Here is a 26621-nt window from a genome sequence, read left to right on the forward strand (position 1 = left end):
TAATAATGCTTTCCCCAAAATGTTTCATTCCACGTTTTCCGGACATAACAAAACCTCCTATTGCAGTTTCTAATTCTACAATAGGAGGTCTTTTTCTTTCAATGTCCGTATTTAGGGGTTCAGTTCATCATCACGGGCTATTTTGGATACGTTTCCATTAAGCACATGACGATCAATCTCTGCTATAGCCGAACGCAAGGCCATACTTTCTTCTAACAGATTTTGGTAATCTCTCAGCTCCTCATTAGTAGTAGTCAGTCCCAATTTGTTAATCAGAGGCTCTATCGTCAAGCCCTGTACTACCAAGGAAAAAAGGACTACTCCAAAGGTAACTGTAATCAAGAAACTGCGTTCCGGTGCAGAAGCCTCCAGGCCCAAGACCATTGCCATTGATAAAGCTCCCCGCAGACCGCTCCAGACTAAAACATGTTGGAAGTTCCCAGGAATTGATAATCCAAACCTATTTAAAAGGGCAGATAATCCATAGATTGAAAATGCCCGTCCCAACAAAACAGCGATTACAGCAATTACAACTGAGAAAAGATTATCTCTGAACGTTATATTCGTCATTTCTAACCCAACGAGTAAGAATACCAGAGAATTGGCTACAAAAGCTGCATATTCCCAGAACGAAAGTACCGCCATACGCGATACAGGAGTCATACCACTTTTCATTCCATAATTGCCAACCACTAAACTAGCGGCGACTACAGAAATGACCCCAGAAACATGAAACCCTTCAGCAGCCATATAAGAACCGAAAGCTGTAATTGTCGTTAAGGTTATTTCCAATAAATGATCATCGAATTCCCGAGTGATTCTGGAGGCCGCTGCTCCAATAGCAATGCCCACAAGAGCTCCGCCGAAAAAAGTTCGAATAAAGGCTAATTCGCTCTGAGCCAGAGAAAAGGTTCCGGTTATAAGGATACCTTGGATAACGCTGAATAAAATGACGGCGATTCCATCATTAAACAGGCTCTCCGCTTCGACAATGACTGACAGTCGCTTGGCAATACCTAAACGTTTAAAAATTGCTAAAACAGAAATTGGATCCGTTGGTGATATAATTGCCCCAAACAAGAGGGTCAACAAAAACTGTAGTCCCAAGAGTATATGCAGCGAATAGCCCACAACGAGGGTAGATAATACCGTCCCCAGTAAAGATAAGACAGTAATGATCTTCCAATTCTTCTTCAGAGGCTCCAAGTGAATATTAATCCCAGCCTCAAACAAAAGGGGCGGCAGGAAAATTGCAAATAAAACCTCTGGTTCCAAATGTACTCCCGGCAAAAGTTTTAAATAACCAACAAATAAACCGGTTAATACCAAGGCAATAGTATAAGGTATTTTAATAAATCGTCCTAACATTGCCACAACTGAAGTTAAGAGCAGCAGCCAGATAAAAACCGATGAATGAACAAGCCCCGTCATAGCACCCTCCTTACTTCGCCAACTTAACCGTAAATATCTTGCTTAGGAATCAAATAAGTCCACCTTTATAACATAGGCACTTCGCTTCATCATGAAAGCGAAGTGCCTATCAACTTTTCTCTGGATGGCAACGATATATAAGCCCCGGAACAATTTAAATCGTTATCTCACCATCATAGGTCGATATAATCTTGTATAAATCTGGCCGCCGGTCTCGAAAAATTCCCCATTCTAATCTCTGGATCTCCAATTGATCTAAATCAAACTCAGCTACTAAAGTAGTTTCCTCTGTACGACCTGCTTCAACTATCTTATTTCCCTGAGAACCGGCAATGAACGATGAACCGTAGAACGTAATACTGGAATCTTCATCATCTTCAACACCCACACGATTAGAGGCAACCACTGGGATCAAATTAGCTGCAGCATGCCCCAGCATACAGCTCTGCCAGTGATCCCGCGAATCAATGGAACCATCTTGCGGCTCAGAACCTATGGCAGTCGGATAAAACAACAACTCAGCTCCCATTAAGGCCATACACCGTGCAGCCTCAGGATACCATTGATCCCAACAGACCCCTACCCCAATTCTGGCATAACGTGTCTTCCAGACTTTAAATCCCGTATCTCCGGGATTAAAATAGAACTTTTCCTCGTAACCCGGACCATCAGGTATATGACTCTTGCGATACTTACCCAATAGTTCCCCATTGGCATCAATGACAGCCAAAGAATTGTAACGAGCATTGTTTTTCTTTTCATAAAAGCTTATAGGTAAGACAACCTGAAGCTCTTTAGCAACCTTTTTGAAATGTTGAACTGCCTTATTTTCTTCCAACTCGGAAGCGTAGCGATAATAATCAGCCTTTTCTTTTTGACAGAAATAAGGCGTTTCGAAAAGCTCTTGCAATAAAATAATTTGTGCACCTTTCCCAGCAGCTTCGCGAACTAATCTGTCTGCCTTAGCAATATTTTCAGTGACGTTGTCCGAACAACTCATTTGGGTTGCAGCAACTTTTACTGTTCTCATGATAATTCCTTTCTTAAAGTCTATTGATCCCAGCCGGCATTTGCTGAGTAGTACAATGGACGTTTCCGCCCTCCCTGATAACCCCCATACCATTTACAGTACGAATTCGACGTTGTGGAAAGATTCTCGTCAGAGTCAATTTGGCTAATTCATCCGTTTCAGCAGCCTGTCCGCCAAAGACCGGAAGGATGATTCCTCCATTAACAAAATAGAAATTAAGATAACTTAACGTTAGCCGTGCACCCGTTTCTGGGTCACATAATTTGGGAGGCTGCAGGATAGGGATAATTTCGAAAGATCTTCCCTGGGCATCGGTCTCCCCTTGAAGCAACTCTAAGTTTGTCCGTGTAATCTCATAGTTTCCGTCATTAGGGTCACTACAAGATTGCAAAAGGATTTTGCCTGGGGCAGCAAAACAGGCAACGTTATCCACATGCCCGTCTGTCTCATCCCCCTCCAACCCCCTTTTCAGCCAGATTACCTTCCTGACATTAAGATGATTTTTAAGCTCAGTTTCAATCTGTTCTTTAGTCAATTCAGAGTTTCGGTTCTGATTAAGCAAACATTCTTCAGTAGTCAAGAGTGTTCCTTCACCATCAACATGAAGAGACCCTCCTTCCATAACGAGAGGAGCGTCAAACCGTTTGATAGCAAAATGCTCTAAGAGCTTAGACGCGACTTGGTCATCTAAATCCCAGGGTTCATATTTTCCGCCCCAGGCGTTAAAGCGCCAATTCACTCCAGCAAGGTGCCCTAAGTTATTAACCAGAAAGGTTGGGCCGTTATCCCTTAACCAAGCGTCGTTGTGTTCAATCTCCAAAAGTTCAATCCTTTCAGCGGAGAAAATTGAACTGAGAGTTTTTGAATCGCCAGGATTCACAAGCACTGTTATAGGTTCAAATTCGGCAATTGCCCGAATAATCTCTGTATAGCCCTTGCATACATTTTCATAATCCTCCGGATGGCACATAGAGGCTTGAACAGGCCAAGAAATGAAAGTTCGCCTATGTTCGGACCATTCAGCAGGCATTCGGTAATTGAAATTTATTGGATACATTATATATTCCCTTTCATATCCTAACTTATTTCTTAAATTAATTCATTTAATTTTACTTCATCATTAGGAGAATTTAAAGTCGTTTCTTTGGGTAGCGAAATTCAAATTGTTGATTCGAATTGTAGTCGATTTATGCTACCGCTAATAGCTATGAAAACTAAAAAAGAGCTGCACAGTTTCTTCATTAAACTATTGCCCTTTTCTTTTCGACACATTTAATAAGTATATAAATGCACTTAGAAATCAATATAGTTATATAATCTAAATATATCCATTTTTATCAAAAATTAGCCGTTTCCTTCTCTAAGGTTGCTCTAACGGTTTTCAGGAAATACTCCAGATCAAGAGGTTTACTCAAGATATCGCAGACACCAAAACTTCGGGCAGTGACCTCGAGGTCCTCTTCTCCGCTGATCATTATCACCGGAATATTCTTGGCTAGATCGTCCTGAGCCAGTTGTGCTAATACCTGTAAGCCTGTCATTCCCGGCATGCTTTGATCCAAAAGAATAAGCGAAGGTCTGTGAAGGGAAGTGGCGAGGCACAAACATTCTGATCCGCTGGCCACTGCCTTAACTTCGTACCCAAACTGTTCCAAAGCTTTTTGGATAAATAATCGAACTGAAAATTGATCATCAACAACAAGAATATATTTCGACAACTTTCTCACTCCTTTAAATAATCTCCGATATATTACAAACTTAACTATAATATGAAATTTTACTACATTACTTTCACATTGTATAACTATTTGTTGTTATTTTCAATATAATTACACACACACAGTCGCTAAGATGTTTCAAGTGACTACCTTAAAATTGGAACAGGAGGTGATAGAGTGTCTAACATTCAAGAGGTTGTCGGAAAAAACATAAAATTATTCCGCCAGACTAAAGGACTTACACAAGAAAGGCTGGCAGAACTTGTTAATGTCAGTAGTTCATATATCGGCTATCTTGAACGAGGCCTAAGGTCTCCTTCATTAGACCTCTTAGCAAGAATAGGCACTGCCCTGGATGTCGAACCAACAGTACTGCTCGATACTTCTTCAGAGGAGACCGAACCCATACTCAGAAAACTCAATGCTCTCCTAATAGGAAAAGATCCAATCCCGATTAATTTCCTTTATGAAGTTGCTGTCGCCTATTTTGAATCTATTAAGTAGATAACTATTTCCGCTATCTTTTGCTATTTTTTAGCTATCTTACATTAATTGAAATAAAGACAGTATGGCTGTTTAATGGCGGAACCCTGGTCATACCCAAAGCTTTCCGCTATTGGGCATAACGATCGCATCCTAAAAAGGGGCTTTATGTTTTCACATAAAGCCCCTAAGTTCAAATATAAGTTATAACTCCTCATTTAACGATGATAATTATTAATAAGTTGTTATGCTTTAATCAATTTCTGCCATGGGGTAAGAACCTAAAAATTTGTAGAAATTTGTTTTGCGCTGTACCATTGTCAAAGCATCGCGAACATCTGGTGCAGATAAATGTCCATCAATATCAATAAAAAAGATGTAACGCCCTAATTGACCACGGGAAGGTCTCGATTCAATTTTAGTCATATTAATATCCCATAAATTGAAAATATCCAGGATACAAGCTAAACTCCCCGGCTTATGTTCCGTTGAAAAAACTATGGAAGTCTTATTACGGCCTGTCGGAAGATGGATCGTCTTTTTGCCGACAACCACAAATCGTGTAAAGTTATTATTTTTATCTTGGATATTTCGCAAGACTACTTGAAGTCCGAATTTATCTGCTGCAGCTTCCGGCCCGATTGCCCCCGCAGTTCTCCCAAACATCTTCGCTTGATTAGCTCCCTCGGCATTACTGCTTGTCAAGTATACTTGTGCCTGGGGAAGATGGGTTTCCAGAAAGAGCCTGCATTGCCCGGCGGATTGAGGATGGGTATAAACAGAAGAGATTTTTTTCCAATCAGCTCCTGGAGTAACCATCAATGTTTGAGATATAGGTAAAATAAGCTCATCAACAATCAAAAGGTCGACTTCCCAAGCTAATACATCCAAGACAATATTAACTGACCCTTCTAAGGAATTTTCAAAAGGGATGACGGCCAAATCCAATTCATTGCGTTGAACAGCCAAAAGAATTTCACGAATACTTGGCAAACTAACTAAACTTGCTTCTTGTTTATTATTACAATAATGTTGAGCAGCTTGCTCAGAAAAGGTTCCTTCCGGTCCAAGGTAGCCTATCTTATGCATATAACCCCCCTGTTCTAATTAACAGAAATCCGATTACTATTCTTTAATGTTCAGCTATGTCAGCCTTCCTTAATAAGCAATGAGCAGTTAAATAATTATAACATTGTTAGAACTTTTCTGTCGAAGAAATATACTCCCAAAATGGATTTTATTCAGTTTTTAGGCCCACCGCTTCTATAAGTGGGGGGCCTTCGTAAACTTCAGGTGGGGTAGAGTCCTCCTTCGCCGCTAAGTATTCCTATTGAGAAAGTGAGATCATATGTGAGCCCGTTCGGCCATAGCTGAACACATCAGAACACAGGTATTATGGAGCAGGCCTATCTTTTAGCTTGCCTTCGCGACATTTACCGCGTAGACTTAACATAACAATCGAACAATTAATAAGACTTTAGAACTAAGAGGGATAGTATGAACCTTAATTCAAGCACAAACTCTTCAGGTAAACCACAACATCCCGAACTTTCACGCGGACTTCTCTTGATACTTGCCATCAGTTCCGGACTGTCTGTCGCCAATCTCTACTACAACCAGCCACTACTTGCAGACATAGCTCAAACTTTCCATGCTTCCGCCGCTCAAATTGGAAGCATCTCCACACTTACACAATTAGGCTATGCCTTGGGCCTCTTTTTATTTGTTCCCCTCGGAGATATTAAGGAAAAAAAATTCTTAATTGTTATTTTACTCGGCGCGGTGACAGTTTCTTTGTTGTCCGTAGGGGCATCCGGAAACCTCACCATGTTAGGTGCAGCCAGTTTTGCCGTGGGAACAACAACCGTTGTTCCTCAAATCATCGTTCCTTTGGCAGCCCAACTGGCGAGACCCGATCAACAGGGCCGTATTGTCGGCATAGTCATGAGTGGTTTATTTTTTGGAATTTTATTAGCCAGAACCATCAGCGGAATTATCGGCAGTCTTTGGGGCTGGCGTATAATGTATTATATCGCCGCGGCTTTAATGTTTAGTTTAGCCCTAACGCTATGGGCTTTCTTACCTCAGACCGGTTCCACATCACGTTTATCTTACCGTCAAACTCTTCATTCTTTATGGGAATATACAATGAAGCTCCCCTTATTGCGGGAAGCCTCTCTGATGGGGGGACTCCTCTTCGGCACGTTTAGTGTCTTTTGGACAACCTTAGCTTTCTTCCTCAAACAGCCGCCCTATTATTATGGTACTGAAATCGCCGGCCTTTTTGGCTTAATTGGTGTAGCAGGCGCTTCATTTGCCCCTGTCGCCGGACGATTAGCCGATAAAAAGGGTCCCCGAATCGTCGTAGGAATCGCTGCGGCAGTGACATTAATAGCCTATGGTTTCCTCTGGTTGTTCGGCAGACACTTGTGGGGATTAATATTAGGTGTTATTTTATTAGACCTTGGCGTTCAAAGTGCCCAAATCTCGAATCAAGCACGAGTATACGCTTTAGTCCCCGAAGCTAAAAGCAGGTTAAATACCGTCTATATGGTTACTTATTTTATTGGAGGTTCACTGGGATCATTTTTAGGCATGCATGCTTGGAGTCTCTGGCAGTGGAAGGGTGTCTGTCTGGTTGGAAGCTTGCTCATCCTGCTTAGTCTAATAATTTGGGGGATGGGACTTTATAATCAGCGAAAAGGTAACAAGGAAAGGTGTTGCAACAATAATGTTTGATCTTGCCATCATAGGCGGCCTTGTAGTCGATGGAACAGGAAGCCCTGCTGTACAAAAAGATCTTGGAATTAAGGATGGGAAGATCGTAGAAGTAAAACAGACGCTCTCATCGGCTGCGGTTAAAACAATTATGGCCGCCGGCAGCATGGTTACACCAGGCTTTATTGACGTACACAGTCATTGTGATTTAGTGCCGTTTATGTCCGGCTCTGTTCGCGAAAGTCGTCTGCGCCAAGGAATCACTACGGAAATTGCCGGACAATGCGGCCTTGGGTCTGCACCCTGCAGCGATACTATGGAAGATTGGCGCTCCTATCTGACACCTATCCTGGGCAAGGGACCGCAAAAATGGAACTGGCCGGATTACGCAGCCTTTCTTCAGGAAATGAACCGAGCTTTAAAACCCAATAACCTCGCTTTCCTTATCGGTCACGGAGCAGTGCGAGCCCAAATTTTAGGGCTTAAAAACAATTCTCCGACTTCTAAAGACCTTGCCAACATGTGTGCCCTTGTCGAAGAGGCTATGTCTGCCGGTGCATTAGGAATTTCCTATGGCTTAGCTTACCTGCCCGGCATGTTTGCTCCTCAGGAAGAGCTTGTCGCTCTTAGTTCCGTGACAGCAGCCCATGACGGCATCATGATGATTCACATTCGCAGTCACTCGCTTCAAGTTCGGGAAGCAATGACTGAAGCCCTGGAAGTCGCCAAACGATCGGGAGTCAAATTACAAATTTCGCATATGCGTTCCTACGCTAACCCCCATTTTGGCATTACTGGACAGGAATTAATTACTATGGTGGAGAAAGCGCGTTCTGAAGGGATTGATGTTACCTTTGATGAGCATCCTTATCAGGCAGGCAGCACCTTGCTGTCCCAAATTCTTCCTCCCTGGGCCAAGGAAGGAGGAAGCCCCGAAATTATTAAACGTTTAAAAGACCCTGTTCTCAGGGCAAGGCTTAAAGGCGAACTTCGAGAAAATGGGCCGGATTATCCGGGTTGGGACAACTTTGTGGGTATGGTGGGCTGGCCAAATATTATGATTAGTTCTGCCTTCAAAAAAGATAACAAATGGGCGGAAGGACGCAGGGCGCATCAATTAATCCCTGAAGCCTCGTTAAATTACAAGTTGCCTGTCGATAAAATTATCGATCAGATAGCCAATCTCTTGATCAGCGAAAATTGCCAGTGTTCTATGGTCATGCACGATTTATTTGCCGAAGACGATATTGCAACGTTGTATAAGCATCCTTTATGTCAAGTGGGGTCGGACGGCATTCCAACCGGTACGCCCCATCCACGCTTATTTGGCACTTACCCCAAGTTCTTAGGTGAATATGTCCGGGAGAAAAAACTTTTAACTTGGGAAGAAGGAATTAAACGAATCACAGGAGATCCTGCACAGCGCTTAAGACTGAAGCAAAAGGGTTTTCTAAAAGAAGGCTATGCTGCAGATCTTGTTGTCTTCGACCCTCAGAAAATCAGCGTACCTGAAGATTACACTAAACCCGATCAATTTCCCCAAGGAATAAATTACACTGTACTTAACGGTCAAATTGCTTTAGCAGAGGGCAAGCTTTTAAATTCGGGAGCTGGTCGATTAATTATTAGTGTTTAAGTGGATTAAGCAACAGCACGATGATAATTTCTCTTCCTATCATTTATAATAAGTATGGTTAACTCGAGGACCAACCCCCACTTACAAGAAGTGGGGGTCTTAAAAACCGGATAAACGTATACCTTATAACCTAAATGATTTTCAATTCTTGATTAGGTTTAATCATTAAACTAAGGAGGCCGGAAATTTTTGAATAATGGTTTCAATCCTAGCTCCAGCGCAACCTTCTCCCACTCCCGCCGACTGTGGATCGCTTTTGTTTTAGGTGCCTTATCTGCCTTTGGACCACTTTCCATCGACATGTACTTACCCTCATTACCTATTTTAGCTAGAGATTTGCATACCAGCGCCTCTTTCGCTCAATTCAGTCTGACGGCCTGTCTTCTCGGTCTCGCCTTTGGTCAATTATTAACAGGTTCCCAGAGCGATGTTCGTGGACGCCGGATGCCTCTTCTCATTGGACTTTTCTGTTATTCCGTCTCTTCCTTGCTCTGTGTAATCAGTCCCTCCATCTGGACACTAATTTCACTCCGCTTTATTCAAGGTTTTGCCGGTTCTGCGGGTATTGCTATTTCACGAGCTGTTGTGAGAGATCTCTATTCTGGACCTGAAATGACAAGGTTCTTTGCTCTTTTAATGTTAATTAATGGTGTTGGGCCAATAGTTGCCCCGATTATTGGCGGACAGCTTTTAGAGTTCACTTCTTGGCGAGGTGTCTTTCTTGTTTTAACACTGGTAGGAATCGCTATGTTCTTGGCGGTCTTTTTTACCTTACCAGAAACCCTGCCGATTCAACGCCGCTCACAAGGAGGCCTGAAGAACGTTGTAATTACGTTTCGCGATTTAATGTGTGACCGAGTATTTATGGGATATGCATTACCCCAAGGACTCGTCATGGCTGCCATGTTTGCCTATATCTCTGGTTCGCCTTTTGTCATCCAAAATATTTTTGGTGCGTCACCACAATTGTTCAGCCTCTTTTTTGCCATTAATGGATTGGGCATCATCATCGCTGGTCAAATTTCCGGCAGAATGGCCAGCCGCATTGCCGGAACAAAACTCTTTATTTCCGGCCTTATCTTAGCTACCTTGGGCGGTTTGTGCTTGCTGACAACAATTCTCCTGGGGGCAGGACTAGTGGCCATTTTGCTGCCGTTATTCATTGCAGTATCCAGTGTTGGAGTTGTATCAACAGCCGGCTCATCACTCGCTATGGAGAATTATGGTCATTCGGCAGGAAGTGCCTCGGCCTTGCTGGGATTATTTGCTTTTGTCATAGGTGCAGCCGTCGCTCCGCTTGTGGGTCTAGGGGGCGGCAACACGGCAGTTCCTATGGGGACAGTTATCTCTATATGTGAGGTTGGAGCAATTCTATGCTATTTATTATTAAAAGATAAAAATGTCCGCTCTAAATAGAAGATAACGAGCAATTTCGGATAAAACTTACGATAAAAATAAGGGGTTGTAACCTAAATGAAGAGCCAAAGGTTACAACCCCTTATTTTGTTGAGATTTCTTGACCGATCCACCAGTTTTCATTCTTTGAGGGCATCGTCAGCGGCAGGGGAGTCTATTGCCAGGCTGGCTTACAACTTAAGCTTTTGCCGGTATAGGGCCACGTGAAAGAGCGATCTTGCCCGTCCGCGCAATTTCAATAATTCCATGATCCTCTTCAAGGACTTGACAAAGAGCATCAATCTTAGTTTCATCTCCGGAAAGCTCAATCACCATCGTCTCCCGGCTGACATCCACAATGCTGGCTCGAAAAATATTAACGATATTGATAATGTCTGAACGAGTCTCCAGGCTTGCTTTAACCTTGATCAAGGCCAGTTCCCGCTGGATGGACTCAACAGCCGTTAAATCACTGATTTTAATAACATCAATTAATTTGGATAACTGATTTACAACTTGTTCCTGTTCTATTTCATCCCCTTCTACAACAATGGTAATTCTTGTTGTATCCGGTTCTTCAGTATACCCAGCTGCTATACTTTCGATGTTGAAAGCCCTGCGGCTGATTAACCCCGAAATATGTGTCAAGACGCCCGGTCGGTTTTCAACCAAAACGGCTAATGTATGTTTCATCTTCTTAACCCCCCATAATCATCTGATCCAGACGAGCTCCCGCTGGAACCATCGGAAGGACGTCTACTGTCTCCGGAGTTCGTATATCCACTAAAACAGGACCCCGAGCTGCTAAAGCCTGGGCAAGAACGTTATCCAGCTCCGCAGGCTCAGTCACCCTCAAGCCCGTTACTCCCATAGCTTCTGCCAACTTTACGAAATCCGTATGCCCTTTGAGGCTGGTATGGGAATAACGGCCACCATAAAACATCCTTTGCCACTGAGCAACCATCCCTAAGGTTTGATTATTCAGAACTAGAACAACCACAGGAAAATCACAATCGGCAAGGGTCGCTAATTCCTGACAGTTCATCATCAATCCGCCGTCACCAACAAAAAGAACCACCTTTTTATCAGGTAAACCACATTGAGCTCCTAAGGCAGCTGGCAGGCCATAACCCATGGTTCCTAACCCGCCTGACGTTAAAAACCGACGCGGATGCCTGAAGCCATAGAATTGAGCTGCCCAAATTTGATTTTGCCCGACGTCCGTTACAATCACGGCCTCACCCTGAGTCAATTGACTGACCTTTTCAACCACAGCCTGCGGCATTACAAGATCCTTCCCTTGTTCATAAGTCAGCGGATAGTCTTGCTTCCAGCTTAAAACTTTTTCCCGCCAATGCCCTACCTGTTCTTTTAATTCACCGGAAACTCCTCCGATTTTTTCTATTAAGGCTGGTAATGACCAGTTCAAATCCCCGATGACCCGTATTTGAGCGATAACATTTTTGTTAATTTCCGCCGGATCTATATCAAAGTGAATAATCTTAGCCTTAGAGGCAAAATCACTCAAAAGTCCTGTCACCCGATCATCAAAACGAACCCCGATTCCTAAAAGCAAATCGCATTCTGTCGTTGCCATATTTGCGGCGTAGGTCCCATGCATTCCAACCATTCCCAAAAATTGAGGATGGTCGAAGGGAATACACCCTAAGCCCATCAAACTGGTAATTACAGGAAAACCACTCTGCTCCACAAATTCTCTCAGCTCTGACGATGAATCAGATAGATTGACCCCCCCGCCGATAAAAAGCAAAGGCTTGCTGGCCGAACGCAATTCCTCAAAGACCTGATTTATGACGGTTTGATTTCCTTCATAGACAGGATGATAACCACGCAGCTTAACTTCTGAAGGATATTCGTAATCAAAGGAAGCTGCAAAAACATCTTTGGCTATGTCAACAACGACTGGACCCGGCCGACCTGTACGCGCAATATAGAAAGCTTCTTTTAAAGCCTGGGGCAACTCTTCAACAGTTTTAACCAAATAGTTGTGTTTAGTAATTGGAGTTGTAATTCCCCGAATATCTGCCTCTTGAAAGGAATCTCTGCCGATTAAGGGAACAGCAACTTGACCGGTTATTGCTACCATCGGAATCGAATCCATATAAGCAGTAGCGATCCCCGTCACCAGATTCGTTGCCCCTGGACCGGAAGTGGCAATAACAACGCCAACTTTTCCCGTAGCTCTGGCATAACCATCAGCAGCATGGACGGCACCTTGTTCATGCTTCGTTAAAATATGCCGGAAATTTGCGTTATATAAAGCATCATACAGTGTCAGCACTGCCCCGCCGGGATAGCCGAAGGCTACATCCACGTTTTCCTTTTTCAGCGATTCGATGATCGCTTCCGCACCCGTCATTATCATATTTGCCCCTCCCTATACATCTGCCCCATCCATGGTGTCTGTCATTAAGACAACAATTATTTTTAGACTCTATTATAGCACAAATCTTCTCTAAACCTACAGAATACTTGCTAAATTACGTTTTGCAAATTTCCTCAATTAGAGTGGGTTTCTGTGATATAATCGACATAATGGCAGGAGAAAGGATGAATTAATGTGAAAAAAATCATCACCGCGATGATAGCTTCGCTTGTGCTTATATTTGCCTTACCGATAATTACTCAGGCAAGTCCTCTAGCTTATGTAACAGAAAGAATAGCCGGTCAAGACCAGATCGAAACAGCCTTGAAAATTTCTCAAAAAGGCTGGGATTCCGCTCAAACTGTTATTTTATGCCAGGCCTCAGATTATCCAGATTCTATCGCAGCTACCCCTTATGCAGTTAACTTAAATGCCCCAATTCTTTTAACAGGAGGAGACGCTCTTGACTCAAGAGTAGTTCAAGAGCTGCAGCGCCTAAAACCTCAGAAGATTATCTTACTCGGAGGTACCGCTTGTTTAAAACCAGCGATTGAAAAGGACCTTGAGCAATTGTCCTTAAACTGGGAACGGATAGGAGGAACTGATCGTTACGAGACATCTGTTCTGCTGGCAAAGCGTTTGACTTCAGACTCTCTGATCATAGTTAATGGCGATAATTTTCCGGATGCTCTGTCGGCGGCCACCTATGCCGGCATTAAACAAATTCCCGTTGTACTTACTTCAACAACTCTCCCCGACTCTGTCCTGAAGTACTTAAACGAAAATGCGCCAAAACATATCACCGTCATTGGCGGAGAAGTTGTCGTTCCCTCGGAAGAATTGACGAAAAACAACTTTACAATTGAGACTCGCCTTGGCGGAGAGGACCGCTACGATACCAACGCCAAAGTTGTTTCCAGCATGAAAGATATCTATCAATCAAACGACCTTTTCTTAGCATCAGGAATCACCTTCCCTGATGCCGTAGCCGGTACTGTTCTCGCCTCAAAAGAAAAGGCTCCGCTTTTACTGACCGAACAAAATGATATTCCTCCCTCTGTTTATAACGTAATGCGCTTACATATGGTCGTTGAACCTCCCTCATCCGCTTCTTCCACTTCTACCTCAGGTAACACCTCTAAAGCAGGTGTCGTTACGGCTGCAAACGGATTAAATCTTCGTGACACCCCTTCTTCTTCAGGAAATCTCCTGACAACTATTCCTAATGGAACCACACTTGAACTTGGCACCTATCAAAATCACTGGTATCAAACGACCTATCAATCCAAAACCGGCTGGGTTTCTGATGCCTATATTACAATTTCCGCCAACAACTCTTCATCGACATCCAGCAGCACCAAAAAGGGAATCGTCAATGCCTCGGCAGGATTAAATTTAAGAGATACACCTTCTTCTACGGGAAAACTTCTGGCGACGATACCTAAAGGCACAACGCTTGATCTTCTTAATTACCAAAACGATTGGTATCAGACCACTTATCAATCAATAACAGGCTGGGTTTCAGATAGCTATGTAACTCTCTCCACTGCAAGCTCAGACTCTGCCAATGACTTGAGTCCAAACGGCAAAGTCTTTATTCTCGGAGGAACAGGCATTATCAGTCCAACGTCTCAAGCCATTATTGAAGGAAAGGCATCTTCGAATTACAGTTCAAATTTGAAAGCTTTTCCCCAACTTCCTTCTTCGACACAGACACCTTCATCAGGCAATTCCTCTTCAGGGAACTCTTCTTCTGGTGGTTCTTCTTCTGGTGGTTCTTCTTCTGGTGGTTCTTCTTCTGGTGGTTCTTCTTCTGGTGGTTCTTCTTCTGGTGGTTCTTCTTCTGGTGGTTCTTCTTCAACGCCTACGAATTACGACCCTTCTCAAGAGGTTCTTGTCGATCCTTTCGCCGGAATCCCTGCAAATGCTTTAAGCGGAAAGACCATTATGATCGATCCTGGACATGGAAGTCCTGACACCGGAGCAATCGGTCCCAGCAGTACCTATGAAAAGGACAATACTTTAGCCATTGCAAAAGATTTGAATTCAATCCTGCAACAGGCTGGGGCGAAGGTTCTCTTAACCCGGGACAATGACTCTTCTCCCGCAGCCAGTGATTTTTCGGAAATCAATGATCTTCAGGACCGAGTTGATGATGCCGCCAAAAGTAACCCCGACCTCTTTATCTCCATTCATAACGACTCCTTCAGTAACCCCTCTGTTCAAGGCACAACGACCTACTATTGTTCAGACAATCCTCAAGAACAGAAGAGCCAGCAGCTGGCCGGCAGTATTCAAAGCGCAATGATCGACACGGTAAAAACCAACAATCGAGGGGTAAAAGACGCAAATTTCTATGTCATTAAATATACAACAATGCCTGCTGTCTTAGTCGAAACCGCCTTTATCTCCAGTCCCTATGAAGAAGCAAGACTACAGAACGACACATTCCGAAAAAATGTCGCCGCAGCTATTTTTCATGGAATTTACAATTATTACAATAACCCCACCCAATAACTAAAAAGCAACTGTAAACCGTTCCATACAACTCTCCCTAAACGATCAATTACAAAAAAGCAGCTAGTAACTTTCAAAGGTTACTAGCTGTTTATTCTTTTAATCCCCCAGTTAGCGATGGATACCATCAGTGAGACTGTGAAGGCAACGCCGAAACCCCTAACATAAAAACCCGGTACGAGCCCGCTCGTAAGCATGATCATCCAGGCATTTATGATGAGAGTGAAAATCCCCAAAGTTAAAAGATTCAGTGGAATAGTTAAGACAATCAAAACTGGGCGAATCAACAAATTTACGATCCAAAGTATTAAACCCGCTCCAAGGTAATGTAGGGGCGAAGAAGCATGAATGGGGAGAAATTGTGCAGCCACCAAAAATACAAGTGTGTTGACTAAAATACGGTAAATGGGTCTTTTCATCAGATACCCCCGTTTCACTTTAAGCTAATTTTGACCTTAACCTCTCCCGTTTCAACCTCAATAATATCCAAGCCTTCGTGTCTGCTCAATTCTACAACTATATTATGCAGACCTTCCAGGAAACGGCTTGGAGAAATAGCATTGATCCAACTCAACAATTTACGATCCTTAGAATCCTTATGATAAGGAATGCACTTTAATGTCTTCTCCCCTACCCAAGCCAGTTCTGCGAAAGCTACAAAAAGCTCATCCACAACCCAGACAGGAACCGGGAATACAAAACCGCGGTGGTGTTTTACCTTTACTCTGACAATCAAAAACGTGGTGTAATTATTCCACACACACTTCCACCTTGATTCTGCCCTCCTGAGGATCTGATACTTCCACATCTACTATCTTGCCATCCACAGTTTCTTCAACTAAGCGGACAAGCTCCTCAACATCCAAAGCCTGCAAATCAAGACCCTTTTGTTCTAATTCCGTACGCTTATCCGCGGGAACAAAGCTCATAGCATAAACCACTAACTTTGATGCAGAACGTATTAGGCTCAAGGGAACATTGACATTAACCTTCAGAGATTTTTCTCCAAGAACTCGAACCCGCAGGAAGCGATCCCCAGTGTTTGGTTTAGCCATTTCAGGTTTAACCAGATCAAATTCCGGCGCCACTGAAGCCTTCTCAGACGATATCTCATCTTCCATCGACTTAAGCAGTTCCATTCCCTCCGCGGCTGTTAGTTTTCCCTCCTGAATCATCTCAAGTATTTTCATTTTTTCGCTGCTCATATCTCAATTACTCCTTTCTAATCCGTATCTTCTTCAGAATATAAACCCCTCTGTTTTCTCATTTGAACTGCCGCCTCTTGGGCCGATATTTCCCCGCGATTGAGAGCCTCAAGTATCTCTTGCCGCCGTAATTGTTCTTTAGTTATCGCTGCATTTTCGAAGACAGGCTCTTTTTCCTTCTCCAAACTGTAGCCAAGAGTCTCAATGACACTATCTAAACGGCTGCGTACCGTCGGATAAGAGATTCCCAATTCTTTTTCAACCTCTTTAATATTCCCCCGGCATTTAATAAACGCCTCGATAAAAAGAATCTGTTCCCTGGGGAGTCTGCAAAACTTACAAGAGGAGAACTCTCCTTCAATCTTAGTCGGACAATGAGTGCAGGTTAACTTGCTGATTTTTAATTCATGGTCACATACCGGACACCGATGGGGTATCTTATAATTCAAGCTTATCACCTCTCATTAAGTAACTTACCGCTTTTATATTGTATATAATAAGCTCTTACATTCATAATGTCAATGTTTATATTAATATATTTAAGTATTAAGTTTAATATATTAATATTTTTAAATCGATGTTAATATATTTGTTAAATGTTGACCAAATTAAAGCAAAAAGCCCTTTGTCCGCTTTAAGACAAAGAGCCGAAGAAACTATTAATATGCGACTAAAAGCCCGCCTTCATCAGCATAGGCTGAAATTGTTGCTCCCATTTCCACGATAATTACATCTTTAAAACTGTATCGCCGCTGTATTTCTTCTTTTAAGGCCAAAGCCTTGTCTAAACAATTACAATGGGCAATTCCCAGCACTTTATCCTCCATCTTTTCTCCCCTTTCCCCAATGACTTCAAGAAAGCGATGAAAGGCCCTTTTTGACCCTCTTACTTTCTCAATCAGGTCAATGGTTCCTTCATCTGACGCACCTAAAATAGGTTTTATGGAAAGCCAAGTCGCTACGGTCCCTGCAAAGCGATTAAGTCGTCCAGATTTAATTAAATGCTCCAAAGAATCCAGAAGGAAGAACGTTCTCATTTCCTGTATATATTGATTAACCCGCTCGACTATCTCATCCTTGTTGAGGTTATTCTGAATCAATTCCGCAATTTTCAGTCCTATCAAAGTCTCTCCCACAGAAGCGGTAAGGGAATCAAAGACATGTATAAAGCCGGTGCCTCCCTGTTCCAAAATCATTGTTTTGGCTAAAACGGCATTATTAAAGGTACTACTAATTTGGGATGAGAGAGTTACGACAAAAATATTGTCTGCTTCGTTAAACCATTTAAGAAACCCACTCGGTGAAGGACTGGCAGTATGTGGTGCCACCGTAGTATGTTTCATTTCTTCTAAGAAGTTTTGTAAATTCACGTTTTCATCAAGAAAATTGTGTTCTCCTAAAACAATACTAAGCGGTACTATCCGAAAAGGAATTTGCTCCTTAATATCTTCATTCAGGTCACATCCGCTGTCTATGACAATTGTATAGTCCATAATGTTCCCGTCTCCTTAGCTCCGGCAGTGACTGTGTTTACTGCGCAGCTGTCCGCAGGCAGCATCAATATCCGCCCCATGCTCAAGACGGATACTACAATTAATACCTTGCTTTTTTAAGGTATCATAGAATGCCAACATTACTTCATGCTCACTTCGTTGATACTGAGGATGTTCCTCCACCGGGTTATAGGGAATTAAGTTGACATTTATAAGTTGCTTCTTTTCTCCGATCAATTCAGCGATTTGCAGAGCATGTTCCCGTTTATCATTCAAATCTTTAAGGAGAATATATTCCAAGGTAACCCTTCGCTTCGTTTTCTGCCGATAATAGTCAAGAGCCTCCATAATGCTTTGAATCGAAAAACTCCGATTAATTTTCATAATTTGCGATCGAAGCTCGTTCGTAGGGGCATGCAGTGAAATTGCCAAATTTACCTGCAAATTCTCATCAGCGAACTGATAAATTCTGTCCGCTAAACCACTGGTCGATACAGTAATATGACGGGCGGGAATAGCCAGCCCTTTATGATCCTTTATAATCCGAATAGCATTAACGACATTTGAAAAATTATCAAATGGTTCGCCGATTCCCATGACTACAACGTGACTTATCAGTTCTTGCTGGTTACTTCTCTTAAGATACTCCTGTACGGCCATAATCTGTTCCACAATTTCTCCGGCAAATAAATCGCGATTTTTTATTAAGAGACCGCTGGCACAAAAACTACACCCCATGTTACATCCGACCTGGGTTGTAACGCAAACCGACAATCCAAATTTATGTCTCATTAAAACCGTTTCTATTAAATGCTCGTCTCGTAACTTAAGCAAAAATTTTACAGTTCCATCCTCAGACTCCTGTCTCTCATATTCTCTCAAGGAATTGATGACAAAGTGATCTGTCAATAGTTCAATACAGTCTATATGGACGTCAGCCATCTCTGAAAATTGTGTTGCTTTCTTTCGGTAAAGCCAGTCCCATACTTGTAAGGCCCGATACTTTTTATGTCCGAATTTCATGAGATACGCCGCTAATTGTTCAAAGGTTAAACCATAAATTAATTCTTTACTCATTCCTATTTCCTCACAGTCAACGAATCCAAAATCCCGCTGCGCAAAATCATACCCTTTAAATGATTAATGTAATCAGAAGACATTTTTCGCCTTCCATTTTTCTGAAATATCGAACATTGTTTAGAATTGTATCTTAATACTTAATTATACCATTCCTCCTTAGCTTGAAAAAGACAAGCAACTGTTTTTTTAATTCACATAAAAACCCTGAACAAACACAAAATATCTTAGGTAAATATTATTGAGGAGGAGATTATATTATGGAAAACATCAATGGTCAATTAATGAGTAAAGAAGCCTTTCTTCATAATTCTCTTTACGCGAAGGAACCCTTTGAAGGAATTCTGGTCAGTACTGATGGTCAGAATCACCAATATCGCATTGGAATACAGTTAAATGAAAAAGAAGTACTGCTGGTAGATCAAGTCAATGATCGCGATGTTAAAGAAAAACTACTTTCGTGGATACCTCAGGTTGATAAAATTCAGAAACATTATGGCGTGAAAAATGACCTTCAAAATTACGCCCAGCAGTAATAAAACACAAGAAGAAAATTCGGATACGAACCAAAAACTCTGTAACAAAGGTGATTATGTCGTGTATTCATCCGTTTCCGCATTGTGAATCATGTTTTCTCGCTTACTGATATCCTTTTTGAAACATTTATTTATCCATTGTTCATACGTTTGTGGCTTTATGTAGTAGGTCTGATTTTTTTCCTGAGATAAAAATAATTCTCTTCGCTCTCATAGCCAGAGTCTGCTGTAACATTTTCATAATATGCCTGTAGTTTAGAATCCAGCGCGTTTAGGAAAGAGATGAGTGTAGCTATCTCGCTCCGATCCCTGGAAGATCCCAACCTCTATTATGTATTCACTTTCCACGCCAATCTGGATTGTAGGCCGGCTTTAATTGAGCAGTTTGCATACGATTATCTTTCATATGCAAACTGCTTCGTTTTGCAACACCCCTGATTAGAATTAATAAATTAACACATTGCAACCTATTGCATTAATATACGATAGAGGTAATTTCGTTATATTGTAAAAAATACTCTTCATGATGATCATAATGATCTTTACAAAAAGATACAATAACTTTATAATAATATCATCTTGAATAATTTAACGAAATCCTAGTTTTAACAAAGGAGGTGACCTTATGAAGCCTACGTATCTAAACCGCATCTTAGCTATTGTCAATAGTCTCGAGCCCAAAACAAAGGCTTTACCGTATTTGGAATTAGACTCCATGATGCTTTCCCAAGTCGTTGAAGTCGCCCAAAGAGTAAGTCAGAACGATATTAATAACACTCACATTCAAAACTGGGTCCGGAGAAAGTATCTTCCCAGCCCCCATAAAAAAAAGTATAACCGAGAACAAGTTGCCAATATCTTGCTCATCAATGATTTGCGTAATATCTTATCCTTAGATGAAGCCTCTCGCTTACTAGGATTTGTCAACCAAACTCTGTCCGATAACTCAGATGACCGTATCAATCCTTCGAAGCTTTACAAATATTATTGTGAAATCTTTGATCGGACTCAAATTGATTGGCAGAAATCTTTAGACCAATTAAGTGATGAAGTTAATGATTCTTTAACTGAAGAAGCTATCTGTGACGATGATAAAGAAAAAATCGCTGTAACCCTGGTTATTCTAAATTTGTTAGCAAGAGCAAATCTCTATAAACAAATTGCTGAACACTGGTTGGAGATCTTGCCGCAAGAACCTTCGGAAATAAGTTCTGATAAAGGTTCCTAATAAGGAGGGGGAAAACGTGGGGACTGGGTTTGTTGTAACGCTATTTATACTAGGAATTGTCCTCATATTCCTAGAGATTTTTGTCCCTGGTGGTATTCTCGGATTATTTGGCATTATCGCCTTAATTACAGGGATCGTCCTCTCGGTTGATTCTTTGCTCGAAGGTATTGTTTACGTGAGTTTGTTACTCATTACACTAGCTGTACTAATTGCCTTAAGCTTTCGTTTTTCTCAAACTCGTCGTTTTTGGGAAAGATTTGCTTTGAAAACTAGGCAAACAAAACAAGAAGGTTATGTAGCGCCGAAAGTACATTATGAAACGTTTTTAGGCAAACAAGGAATTGCCCTTAGTCAATTACGACCTGCGGGAACAGCCGATTTTAACGGTGAACGCCTTGACGTCGTCACTGAAGGAGGGTTTATTGCCAACGGTTCTAAGATTGTCGTTATCGAAGTAGAAGGTACACGCGTAATTGTTCGTCAAATTGACGATTAAAATTCAAAAGATTAGAGGAGGTATTAAAAATGACCGGTGCAACATTATTCTCCCTTATCCTTTTCATCCTGGCTATTATGGTTATAGGCGTTCTCTTAACCTTCATCCCAATCGGTCTCTGGATTTCTGCTTTAGCTGCAGGAGTCAATGTTGGAATTTTCTCTCTCGTTGGCATGAGACTTCGCCGGGTAACACCATCCAAAATTGTTAATCCCCTAATTAAAGCCCATAAAGCCGGCCTAAATATTACAACTGCCCAACTAGAAGCCCATTATCTTGCCGGCGGAAATGTCGATCGTGTTGTCAATGCCTTAATTGCCGCTGAACGTGCAGCTATTCCCCTTCTTTTTGAGCGTGCGGCGGCCATCGATCTGGCAGGACGTGATGTATTGCAGGCCGTTCAAATGTCCGTAAATCCTAAAGTTATTGAAACACCCATTGTATCCGCCGTTGCTCAAAACGGGATTGAACTTCGGGTTAAAGCCCGTGTTACTGTTCGAGCCAATATTGACCGACTCGTAGGGGGAGCAGGTGAGGAAACTGTTATCGCCCGTGTCGGAGAAGGTATTGTAACCAGTATAGGGTCATCGGATTCACATAAAGCGGTTTTGGAAAATCCAGATATGGTATCTCGTACTGTTTTATCTAAAGGCCTTGATTCTGGTACAGCCTTTGAAATTCTTTCTATCGATATAGCAGACGTAGACGTCGGCAAAAACATCGGGGCTCAATTGCAGACCGACCAAGCTGAAGCTGATAAACGTATCGCCCAGGCTAAAGCAGAGGAACGTCGCGCAATGGCTGTGGCCAGAGAACAAGAAATGAAAGCCTCTGTGCAGGAAATGCGGGCAAAAGTCGTCGAAGCGGAAGCAGATGTCCCTCGGGCCTTAGCAGCGGCCCTAAGGGAGGGGAAAATGGGCGTAATGGACTATTACAATATGCAAAACATTATGGCAGATACAACTATGAGAGAAAACATTGTCAAAACCAGCAAAGATTCTGGGGATATTACCCCTAGGAAGTAAGAGGAAGGTACAATGGATATTTTATCGTTTCTTCCTATCATCATTATGATTTTTGCTCTAGCATCCAAAATTAATAAAGGAACCACCCGACCTAATCAACGTCCGAAGAATCCTTATACTCCTTCTGCTCCTTGGGCTCAGGATCTAGAATCTGCGATTCAAAAATGGATTTCGCCGCGTATCCCGAATGCGATTCCTAAATTATCCGAAGTTCAAGACTATCAAGCAGAGGAATTTCCCCGAATGGATAATTTCGTTGAATCTGAAGGAACTCAGGGCAATGAAGGCACACCTGGTATCGAAGGGACAGCTCTTGATGAAGGAATCTTAAGCAGTGAAAAAACAAAGCAAAAAATCTTCCAATCAGAAGCCGACCCTACCGCCACAGAAGGGAAAGAAGGACCCGACTGCTCCGGCTCTCCAATCTTCAGGCAAAATCACCTTGCTGATGCCGTAATTTGGGCTGAAATACTAGGAAAACCCAAAGCACGTATCAGTGGTCCTTTTGCCAGAAATCATTAGTTTACATTAGCTTAACCTTATTTGACGTAACGCGCCTAATACCTTGGAAAGGATCCCGATTATGGAAGTCCCGAAACCGGACTTTTCTAACCGGGATCCTTAATTTTAATGGTTACTGTCTTCTTACTACAAAAGCTTTAATCTCATGCCTTGTCTTAAGAGTCACTTACAAATCTCACGAGGTTAGTTTCGATAGTAACACATATAGTTGCTATCACATAATTTTGGAATAGAACGCATCATCCGAAAACAAAGCTTGAGAATTTCCGGATTTTCCTCCCCTTCTATGCTAGCAAGAGATTTTCTTAACAACCTTACGCTCGCTGCTTTCTTTTCAAGGGGCGATTCTCTCCCTACTATTTTTAGAGAACATACGCCCATTGCCTTTAGCTCCGGTAATGCACAAAGTCCACACATACCCATAGGGTCTCCTTTGGGGCTGATACTTTCAGCCATATTTTTAATGCCTATATAAATAAATTCGCGATAGTCTCTGAGATGCTCAGAAAAAGAACGATTATCTTCTTTTCTTGACAGTCCGCTCTTATCATAAAGTTTATAAATCCAATGAGGGTTATGACAAATCGCGCCATTAAAAGCATGATTTGCAAAGCAATACGCCTCTTCGAAAATGCACCCATCGTTGAGTATAAAAGCCTCGTACTCCATATCTGAACCGATCTTTTGAATGATGCGAGCCATATCTTCTAAATCTACATATCTTGGAAAAATAAGTCTCTTAGCGCCTAAATCCCGAAAAAATTTGGCAGTCTCTGTGTTAAGGATTCCTCCTAAACTGCTTGCATGAAGCGTTACTTCCGGCATTTTCTCCTTCATCATTTTCATCAGACCAGGATCACCAATGATCAGAGCATCTGGGCTGCAAGTCGCATAAACTTTTCTTACGAACTTTAAAATTTCTTGGTACAAGGCATTTGAATAGATAGATTGATTCAATGTTAGGAAAACTTTCACATCATGAAAATGAGCCAATCCAACGACTTCAGACAATTCTTCAAGACTTGGCAAATTACCTTGACCGGGACCTCGGCGGTTCAGCCAAAACCTATCTCCGGAAACTGAATCCCAATACTCAGGCTGCAAGCCGCAATACAATTCTTTTGCTCCTTCTGAAATAAGAGTTCTCCCCTCTTCAAGCGAAGTTAAAGGGGCTAGAATTTTCAATGTATAGCCCTCCTGTCGTCAAATGGGTTCGGGTTGGAAAATTAATCGCTCAATCCCTATTCGCGATATAATATTAAACGTATCCTTGAGAAAACCTTCCTTAAAAACACAAAAAACTGCATTACCTTTTTGGACGATTTTCCAATTCGGAGACGCTGGAACTTGACCTGATTTGTCTGAAAGTTCTAACCAAAATTGCCTGCAAATTCGTCCACAAGTTTTGTCTGTTGTTTTAAACTTATCGTCTTTTTGGTATCCCCATGACCGTAAAAGACACATTCTGCCGCTTGTAATTACTGTATATGGAAAATATAAAGAGACTTTATTATCCCACCTGCCAAAATCATTTAATCCACTCGGCGGAATATCCAATTCCACCTGACTTACACCAAAGTCCCTAAAAACTTTTTGTATAATATCGCTTTCAAAGCTTGTCATTGGTAGAGACCAAGATTTTTGACTATGAGTTTTTTTCTTATTTTCTGTTGGACTTCCGATTCGCGGATCACGCCAAGCCTTATTTAACTGTCGACCTATTATTGGTTTAAAACCAGGATATTCTTGATTGAGTAAATATAGTATTCCCCAATCATTAACTACAACTTCTAATGCTAAACCTTCCTCTGACAAACCTTGTAATAACTGCCGCAGCTTTGTTAGACCATTTTCTGTCACATAAGGTGTTACTAAAGTTAGCTCTTGGCCGTGTTCTCTCGCTCGATAATAAACATCTAGTACTTCTCGTAAAGAGGGCATTGACCTTTCACAAAATTCTTGTCCAAAATATATCCTTGTAAATAAAATCTCACCCAAGACGTTCTCACTAATTTCTTTTATCACGCGGGATCGAAAAAGATTATTTTCACACCAAGGATCGTCCATAAAATATACTTTTTCAATATTGGGAATACCTAGAGCCCATTCCATACAACGATACACCTCATTGATTCACATACTAAATTACTTCTTATTAAATAGTATGATATTTTGAGGTTAACCGTTAACAAGGGGTTTTTAAATTATCCTGGAATTCAGTTATTTTAGAAGGAATACTTACTTACAGGAATATTTGCTCCAGTGCTATAGCAACTTCTGCTATAGCATTTTTTATTTTAGCAACTTGATTTAACAGGCAATTTAACTCTGTTATATATCCTGATCATCTTGTATAATAGCTGAGTTGGGTTTAATAACCCTATATCTATAACTTCTTGCTTTCTGTTTTTTACAAAATTTTTTGCTTAATAATCCTTACTAAACTCGAGAGGTGTTATGAATGAAACGTAAAATTATTACCATAAAACAGGAACTTTGCAACGGATGCAGACTCTGTGTTAATGCTTGTCATGAAGGAGCATTGCAATTAGTTAACGGTAAAGCCATGCTTATTTCTGAAAGCTATTGCGATGGCCTCGGCGACTGCCTGCCTGAATGCCCCACCGGAGCTATTACTCTTGAAGACCGAGAAACCGTCGAATATGATGAGGAAGCTGTTAAAATACACTTAAATAGCAGTCCGAAAGAAACGGAAAGCTCTTTATCCTCTATTTCTCTAAGCACCCAGGGCAAACCTTTACCAAAAGCAGTACAATCAGCTAAGGTTGTATCTCCAGAAAACTCGCAATCGCAGCTTGCCCAATGGCCCTGTCAGTTAAAATTAGTATCAATCGATGCACCCTACTTTGATAACGCCGACATATTACTTGCTGCCGATTGTACCGCCTTCGCATATCCAAATATTCACCAGCAATTCATGCTCGGAAAAGTCACTCTAATTGCTTGTCCTAAACTAGACAACATCGACTACTCAGAAAAATTGAGCGAAATTATAAAGCGTCATACTATTGCCAGCATTACCATTTTAAAAATGGAAGTCCCCTGTTGCGGAGGGCTTGTAAATGCTGCAAAAAAAGCCTTAACTAATAGCAATAAGTCAATTCCCTATACTGTCGCAACGATATCAACAAATGGTCTTATTTTATAAGTTTAAACTTCCCCGCAGCGTAAACTCCTGAAGTGCGGGACCCAATATTTTCAGCTTATATAAAACACAAAATAGACTACCCTCGTATGAACTGAACCCCTAAATACGGACATTGAAAGAAAAAGACCTCCTATTGTAGAATTAGAAACTGCAATAGGAGGTCTTGTTATGTCCGGAAAACGTGGAATAAAACATTTTGGGGAAAGCATTATTAAAGAAGTTCTTCAAATGAAAGAAAGTGGAATGACCAATCGTGAAATTGCTGAGCACTTCAACTTGAGAAATACTAAGGCTGTTAAGAACCTAGTGAGCAGTCACAATCGAAAGCAAAGGTCCCTAGAGACAGGAATCGTATTTCGGCCAAAAGGAAGACCCAGGAAAGGAACAAGTTTAACTTGTGAAACATTCTCCTGCAATGTGGATCCGAAAGGGTGGAACCCCGGTAGGAATCTTTCACTTCTTTCATGAAACACAGATAGACTGCCATATTTGGCAGTCTATCGCTTGTTACCTGGCGATGACCTACTTTCCCAGGGGCTATGCCCCAAGTATTATC

General features: G+C 41.7%; 27 protein-coding genes and 1 pseudogene. 12 read left to right on the forward strand and 16 right to left on the reverse strand.

The genetic code is table 11. The annotated features are described in order from the left end of the window. Positions 1–111 precede the first annotated feature (111 nt). The 4 genes from ACPUYX_RS20355 to ACPUYX_RS20370 all read right to left on the reverse strand — a co-directional run bounded on the left by ACPUYX_RS20355 (position 112) and on the right by ACPUYX_RS20370 (position 4179). Positions 112–1431, reverse strand: coding sequence for a cation:proton antiporter (locus ACPUYX_RS20355; RefSeq protein ID WP_426381425.1), 1320 nt, complete (start codon positions 1429–1431; stop codon positions 112–114). A gap of 154 nt (positions 1432–1585) precedes the next feature. Continuing rightward, positions 1586–2461 carry an N-carbamoylputrescine amidase gene (aguB, locus tag ACPUYX_RS20360; RefSeq protein ID WP_426381426.1) on the reverse strand — a complete coding sequence of 292 codons (876 nt, stop codon included), beginning with the start codon at positions 2459–2461 and terminating at the stop codon, positions 1586–1588. A gap of 13 nt (positions 2462–2474) precedes the next feature. Continuing rightward, a complete protein-coding gene (locus ACPUYX_RS20365) occupies positions 2475–3518 on the reverse strand; it encodes an agmatine deiminase family protein (protein WP_426381427.1) in 1044 nt (347 codons plus the stop codon). A gap of 280 nt (positions 3519–3798) precedes the next feature. Further along, the gene (locus ACPUYX_RS20370) at positions 3799–4179 is read right to left on the reverse strand and encodes a response regulator (protein ID WP_426381428.1); all 381 of its coding nucleotides are present in this window, start codon (positions 4177–4179) and stop codon (positions 3799–3801) included. 177 nt (positions 4180–4356) lie between these two features. On the opposite strand from ACPUYX_RS20370, the gene ACPUYX_RS20375 reads away from it, so the two are divergent. Continuing rightward, positions 4357–4683, forward strand: coding sequence for a helix-turn-helix domain-containing protein (locus ACPUYX_RS20375; protein WP_047810089.1), 327 nt, complete (start codon positions 4357–4359; stop codon positions 4681–4683). A 231-nt stretch (positions 4684–4914) separates the two neighbouring features. On the opposite strand, the gene pheA is transcribed toward ACPUYX_RS20375, so the two are convergent. Further along, positions 4915–5751, reverse strand: coding sequence for a prephenate dehydratase (gene pheA, locus ACPUYX_RS20380; RefSeq protein ID WP_426381429.1), 837 nt, complete (start codon positions 5749–5751; stop codon positions 4915–4917). 408 nt (positions 5752–6159) lie between these two features. Between pheA and ACPUYX_RS20385 the strand changes: the two genes are divergently transcribed. The 3 genes from ACPUYX_RS20385 (at position 6160) to ACPUYX_RS20395 (ending at position 10432) form a co-directional block, all read left to right on the forward strand. Further along, complete coding sequence (locus ACPUYX_RS20385; RefSeq protein ID WP_426381430.1) at positions 6160–7401, forward strand: MFS transporter; 1242 nt, start codon at positions 6160–6162, stop codon at positions 7399–7401. Next, the gene (locus ACPUYX_RS20390) at positions 7394–9016 is read left to right on the forward strand and encodes an N-acyl-D-amino-acid deacylase family protein (protein WP_426381431.1); all 1623 of its coding nucleotides are present in this window, start codon (positions 7394–7396) and stop codon (positions 9014–9016) included. The genes ACPUYX_RS20385 and ACPUYX_RS20390 overlap by 8 nt, the downstream gene beginning before the upstream one ends. 189 nt (positions 9017–9205) lie before the next feature. Beyond that, a complete protein-coding gene (locus ACPUYX_RS20395; RefSeq protein WP_426381432.1) occupies positions 9206–10432 on the forward strand; it encodes a multidrug effflux MFS transporter in 1227 nt (408 codons plus the stop codon). A 177-nt stretch (positions 10433–10609) separates the two neighbouring features. On the opposite strand, the gene ilvN is transcribed toward ACPUYX_RS20395, so the two are convergent. After that, positions 10610–11104, reverse strand: coding sequence for an acetolactate synthase small subunit (ilvN, locus tag ACPUYX_RS20400; protein ID WP_088225948.1), 495 nt, complete (start codon positions 11102–11104; stop codon positions 10610–10612). 4 nt (positions 11105–11108) lie between these two features. Continuing rightward, positions 11109–12797 carry a biosynthetic-type acetolactate synthase large subunit gene (gene ilvB / locus ACPUYX_RS20405; RefSeq protein ID WP_426381433.1) on the reverse strand — a complete coding sequence of 563 codons (1689 nt, stop codon included), beginning with the start codon at positions 12795–12797 and terminating at the stop codon, positions 11109–11111. Between the two features lie 195 nt (positions 12798–12992). On the opposite strand from ilvB, the gene ACPUYX_RS20410 reads away from it, so the two are divergent. Beyond that, a complete protein-coding gene (locus ACPUYX_RS20410) occupies positions 12993–15314 on the forward strand; it encodes an N-acetylmuramoyl-L-alanine amidase (protein WP_426381434.1) in 2322 nt (773 codons plus the stop codon). Between the two features lie 83 nt (positions 15315–15397). On the opposite strand, the gene ACPUYX_RS20415 is transcribed toward ACPUYX_RS20410, so the two are convergent. From ACPUYX_RS20415 to rlmN, 6 genes are all read right to left on the reverse strand, one after another. Beyond that, on the reverse strand, positions 15398–15733 hold the full coding sequence (locus ACPUYX_RS20415) for a phage holin family protein (RefSeq protein WP_426381435.1): 336 nt from the start codon (positions 15731–15733) through the stop codon (positions 15398–15400). 14 nt (positions 15734–15747) lie between these two features. Then, positions 15748–16074, reverse strand: a complete 327-nt coding sequence (locus ACPUYX_RS20420) for a hypothetical protein (RefSeq protein ID WP_426381436.1) — start codon at positions 16072–16074, stop codon at positions 15748–15750. Next, positions 16064–16519, reverse strand: coding sequence for an SHOCT-like domain-containing protein (locus ACPUYX_RS20425; RefSeq protein ID WP_426381437.1), 456 nt, complete (start codon positions 16517–16519; stop codon positions 16064–16066). Before ACPUYX_RS20425 ends, ACPUYX_RS20420 begins: the two co-directional genes overlap by 11 nt. A 17-nt stretch (positions 16520–16536) precedes the next feature. Continuing rightward, entirely contained in the window at positions 16537–16968 is a 432-nt protein-coding gene (locus ACPUYX_RS20430; RefSeq protein ID WP_426381438.1) for a DUF2089 domain-containing protein, read from the reverse strand. Between the two features lie 210 nt (positions 16969–17178). Then, a complete protein-coding gene (locus ACPUYX_RS20435; protein ID WP_426381439.1) occupies positions 17179–18012 on the reverse strand; it encodes a DegV family protein in 834 nt (277 codons plus the stop codon). Positions 18013–18027: 15 nt separating this feature from the next. Beyond that, a complete protein-coding gene (gene rlmN, locus ACPUYX_RS20440) occupies positions 18028–19089 on the reverse strand; it encodes a 23S rRNA (adenine(2503)-C(2))-methyltransferase RlmN (protein ID WP_426381440.1) in 1062 nt (353 codons plus the stop codon). A 260-nt stretch (positions 19090–19349) separates the two neighbouring features. Here rlmN and ACPUYX_RS20445 point away from each other — a divergent pair, with 260 nt between their 5' ends. Then, a complete protein-coding gene (locus tag ACPUYX_RS20445) occupies positions 19350–19625 on the forward strand; it encodes a hypothetical protein (protein WP_426381441.1) in 276 nt (91 codons plus the stop codon). A gap of 60 nt (positions 19626–19685) precedes the next feature. On the opposite strand, the pseudogene ACPUYX_RS20450 reads toward ACPUYX_RS20445, so the two are convergent. Next, positions 19686–20037, reverse strand: a pseudogene (locus ACPUYX_RS20450) (transposase); the annotation flags it as partial. 213 nt (positions 20038–20250) lie between these two features. Here ACPUYX_RS20450 and ACPUYX_RS20455 point away from each other — a divergent pair. Genes ACPUYX_RS20455 through ACPUYX_RS20470 form a run of 4 tightly spaced genes read left to right on the forward strand, consistent with a single transcriptional unit; the run spans position 20251 to position 22896 of the window. Continuing rightward, positions 20251–20853: a DUF1836 domain-containing protein gene (locus ACPUYX_RS20455; RefSeq protein WP_426381442.1), complete on the forward strand. Its 603-nt coding sequence runs from the start codon at positions 20251–20253 to the stop codon at positions 20851–20853. 16 nt (positions 20854–20869) lie between these two features. Next, positions 20870–21349: an NfeD family protein gene (locus tag ACPUYX_RS20460; protein ID WP_426381443.1), complete on the forward strand. Its 480-nt coding sequence runs from the start codon at positions 20870–20872 to the stop codon at positions 21347–21349. 29 nt (positions 21350–21378) lie between these two features. Next, positions 21379–22374, forward strand: a complete 996-nt coding sequence (gene floA, locus ACPUYX_RS20465) for a flotillin-like protein FloA (RefSeq protein WP_426381444.1) — start codon at positions 21379–21381, stop codon at positions 22372–22374. A gap of 12 nt (positions 22375–22386) precedes the next feature. Beyond that, positions 22387–22896 (forward strand): hypothetical protein, encoded by a 510-nt coding sequence (locus ACPUYX_RS20470; RefSeq protein WP_426381445.1) that lies wholly within the window; start codon positions 22387–22389, stop codon positions 22894–22896. 183 nt (positions 22897–23079) lie between these two features. On the opposite strand, the gene ACPUYX_RS20475 is transcribed toward ACPUYX_RS20470, so the two are convergent. Both ACPUYX_RS20475 and ACPUYX_RS20480 read right to left on the reverse strand, forming a co-directional pair. After that, on the reverse strand, positions 23080–24081 hold the full coding sequence (locus ACPUYX_RS20475) for a peptidase U32 family protein (RefSeq protein WP_426381446.1): 1002 nt from the start codon (positions 24079–24081) through the stop codon (positions 23080–23082). An 18-nt stretch (positions 24082–24099) separates the two neighbouring features. Beyond that, positions 24100–25008: a hypothetical protein gene (locus tag ACPUYX_RS20480; protein ID WP_426381447.1), complete on the reverse strand. Its 909-nt coding sequence runs from the start codon at positions 25006–25008 to the stop codon at positions 24100–24102. A gap of 349 nt (positions 25009–25357) precedes the next feature. On the opposite strand from ACPUYX_RS20480, the gene ACPUYX_RS20485 reads away from it, so the two are divergent. Together ACPUYX_RS20485 and ACPUYX_RS20490 are read left to right on the forward strand one after the other, a co-directional pair. After that, entirely contained in the window at positions 25358–26065 is a 708-nt protein-coding gene (locus tag ACPUYX_RS20485; protein WP_426381448.1) for an ATP-binding protein, read from the forward strand. A 168-nt stretch (positions 26066–26233) separates the two neighbouring features. Next, complete coding sequence (locus tag ACPUYX_RS20490; RefSeq protein ID WP_426381449.1) at positions 26234–26533, forward strand: hypothetical protein; 300 nt, start codon at positions 26234–26236, stop codon at positions 26531–26533. The last annotated feature ends 88 nt before the right edge of the window (positions 26534–26621 follow it).

Source organism: Desulfosporosinus sp. SYSU MS00001, assembly GCF_049943955.1.
In the GTDB taxonomy this organism is placed as follows: domain Bacteria; phylum Bacillota; class Desulfitobacteriia; order Desulfitobacteriales; family Desulfitobacteriaceae; genus Desulfosporosinus.

Excerpts from the sequence above, each read along its gene's own strand:
- ACPUYX_RS20480 (WP_426381447.1), bottom strand. The coding sequence starts at position 25,008 with ATGGAATGGGCTCTAGGTATTCCCAATATTGAAAAAGTATATTTTATG.
- floA (WP_426381444.1), top strand. The coding sequence starts at position 21,379 with ATGACCGGTGCAACATTATTCTCCCTTATCCTTTTCATCCTGGCTATT.
- ilvB (WP_426381433.1), bottom strand. The coding sequence starts at position 12,797 with ATGATAATGACGGGTGCGGAAGCGATCATCGAATCGCTGAAAAAGGAA.
- ACPUYX_RS20425 (WP_426381437.1), bottom strand. The coding sequence starts at position 16,519 with ATGAGCAGCGAAAAAATGAAAATACTTGAGATGATTCAGGAGGGAAAA.
- ACPUYX_RS20390 (WP_426381431.1), top strand. The coding sequence starts at position 7,394 with ATGTTTGATCTTGCCATCATAGGCGGCCTTGTAGTCGATGGAACAGGA.
- ACPUYX_RS20470 (WP_426381445.1), top strand. The coding sequence starts at position 22,387 with ATGGATATTTTATCGTTTCTTCCTATCATCATTATGATTTTTGCTCTA.
- ACPUYX_RS20365 (WP_426381427.1), bottom strand. The coding sequence starts at position 3,518 with ATGTATCCAATAAATTTCAATTACCGAATGCCTGCTGAATGGTCCGAA.
- ACPUYX_RS20485 (WP_426381448.1), top strand. The coding sequence starts at position 25,358 with ATGAAACGTAAAATTATTACCATAAAACAGGAACTTTGCAACGGATGC.
- rlmN (WP_426381440.1), bottom strand. The coding sequence starts at position 19,089 with ATGAGTAAAGAATTAATTTATGGTTTAACCTTTGAACAATTAGCGGCG.
- ACPUYX_RS20355 (WP_426381425.1), bottom strand. The coding sequence starts at position 1,431 with ATGACGGGGCTTGTTCATTCATCGGTTTTTATCTGGCTGCTGCTCTTA.
- ACPUYX_RS20490 (WP_426381449.1), top strand. The coding sequence starts at position 26,234 with ATGTCCGGAAAACGTGGAATAAAACATTTTGGGGAAAGCATTATTAAA.
- ilvN (WP_088225948.1), bottom strand. The coding sequence starts at position 11,104 with ATGAAACATACATTAGCCGTTTTGGTTGAAAACCGACCGGGCGTCTTG.
- ACPUYX_RS20385 (WP_426381430.1), top strand. The coding sequence starts at position 6,160 with ATGAACCTTAATTCAAGCACAAACTCTTCAGGTAAACCACAACATCCC.
- ACPUYX_RS20415 (WP_426381435.1), bottom strand. The coding sequence starts at position 15,733 with ATGAAAAGACCCATTTACCGTATTTTAGTCAACACACTTGTATTTTTG.
- aguB (WP_426381426.1), bottom strand. The coding sequence starts at position 2,461 with ATGAGAACAGTAAAAGTTGCTGCAACCCAAATGAGTTGTTCGGACAAC.
- ACPUYX_RS20455 (WP_426381442.1), top strand. The coding sequence starts at position 20,251 with ATGAAGCCTACGTATCTAAACCGCATCTTAGCTATTGTCAATAGTCTC.
- ACPUYX_RS20445 (WP_426381441.1), top strand. The coding sequence starts at position 19,350 with ATGGAAAACATCAATGGTCAATTAATGAGTAAAGAAGCCTTTCTTCAT.
- pheA (WP_426381429.1), bottom strand. The coding sequence starts at position 5,751 with ATGCATAAGATAGGCTACCTTGGACCGGAAGGAACCTTTTCTGAGCAA.
- ACPUYX_RS20435 (WP_426381439.1), bottom strand. The coding sequence starts at position 18,012 with ATGGACTATACAATTGTCATAGACAGCGGATGTGACCTGAATGAAGAT.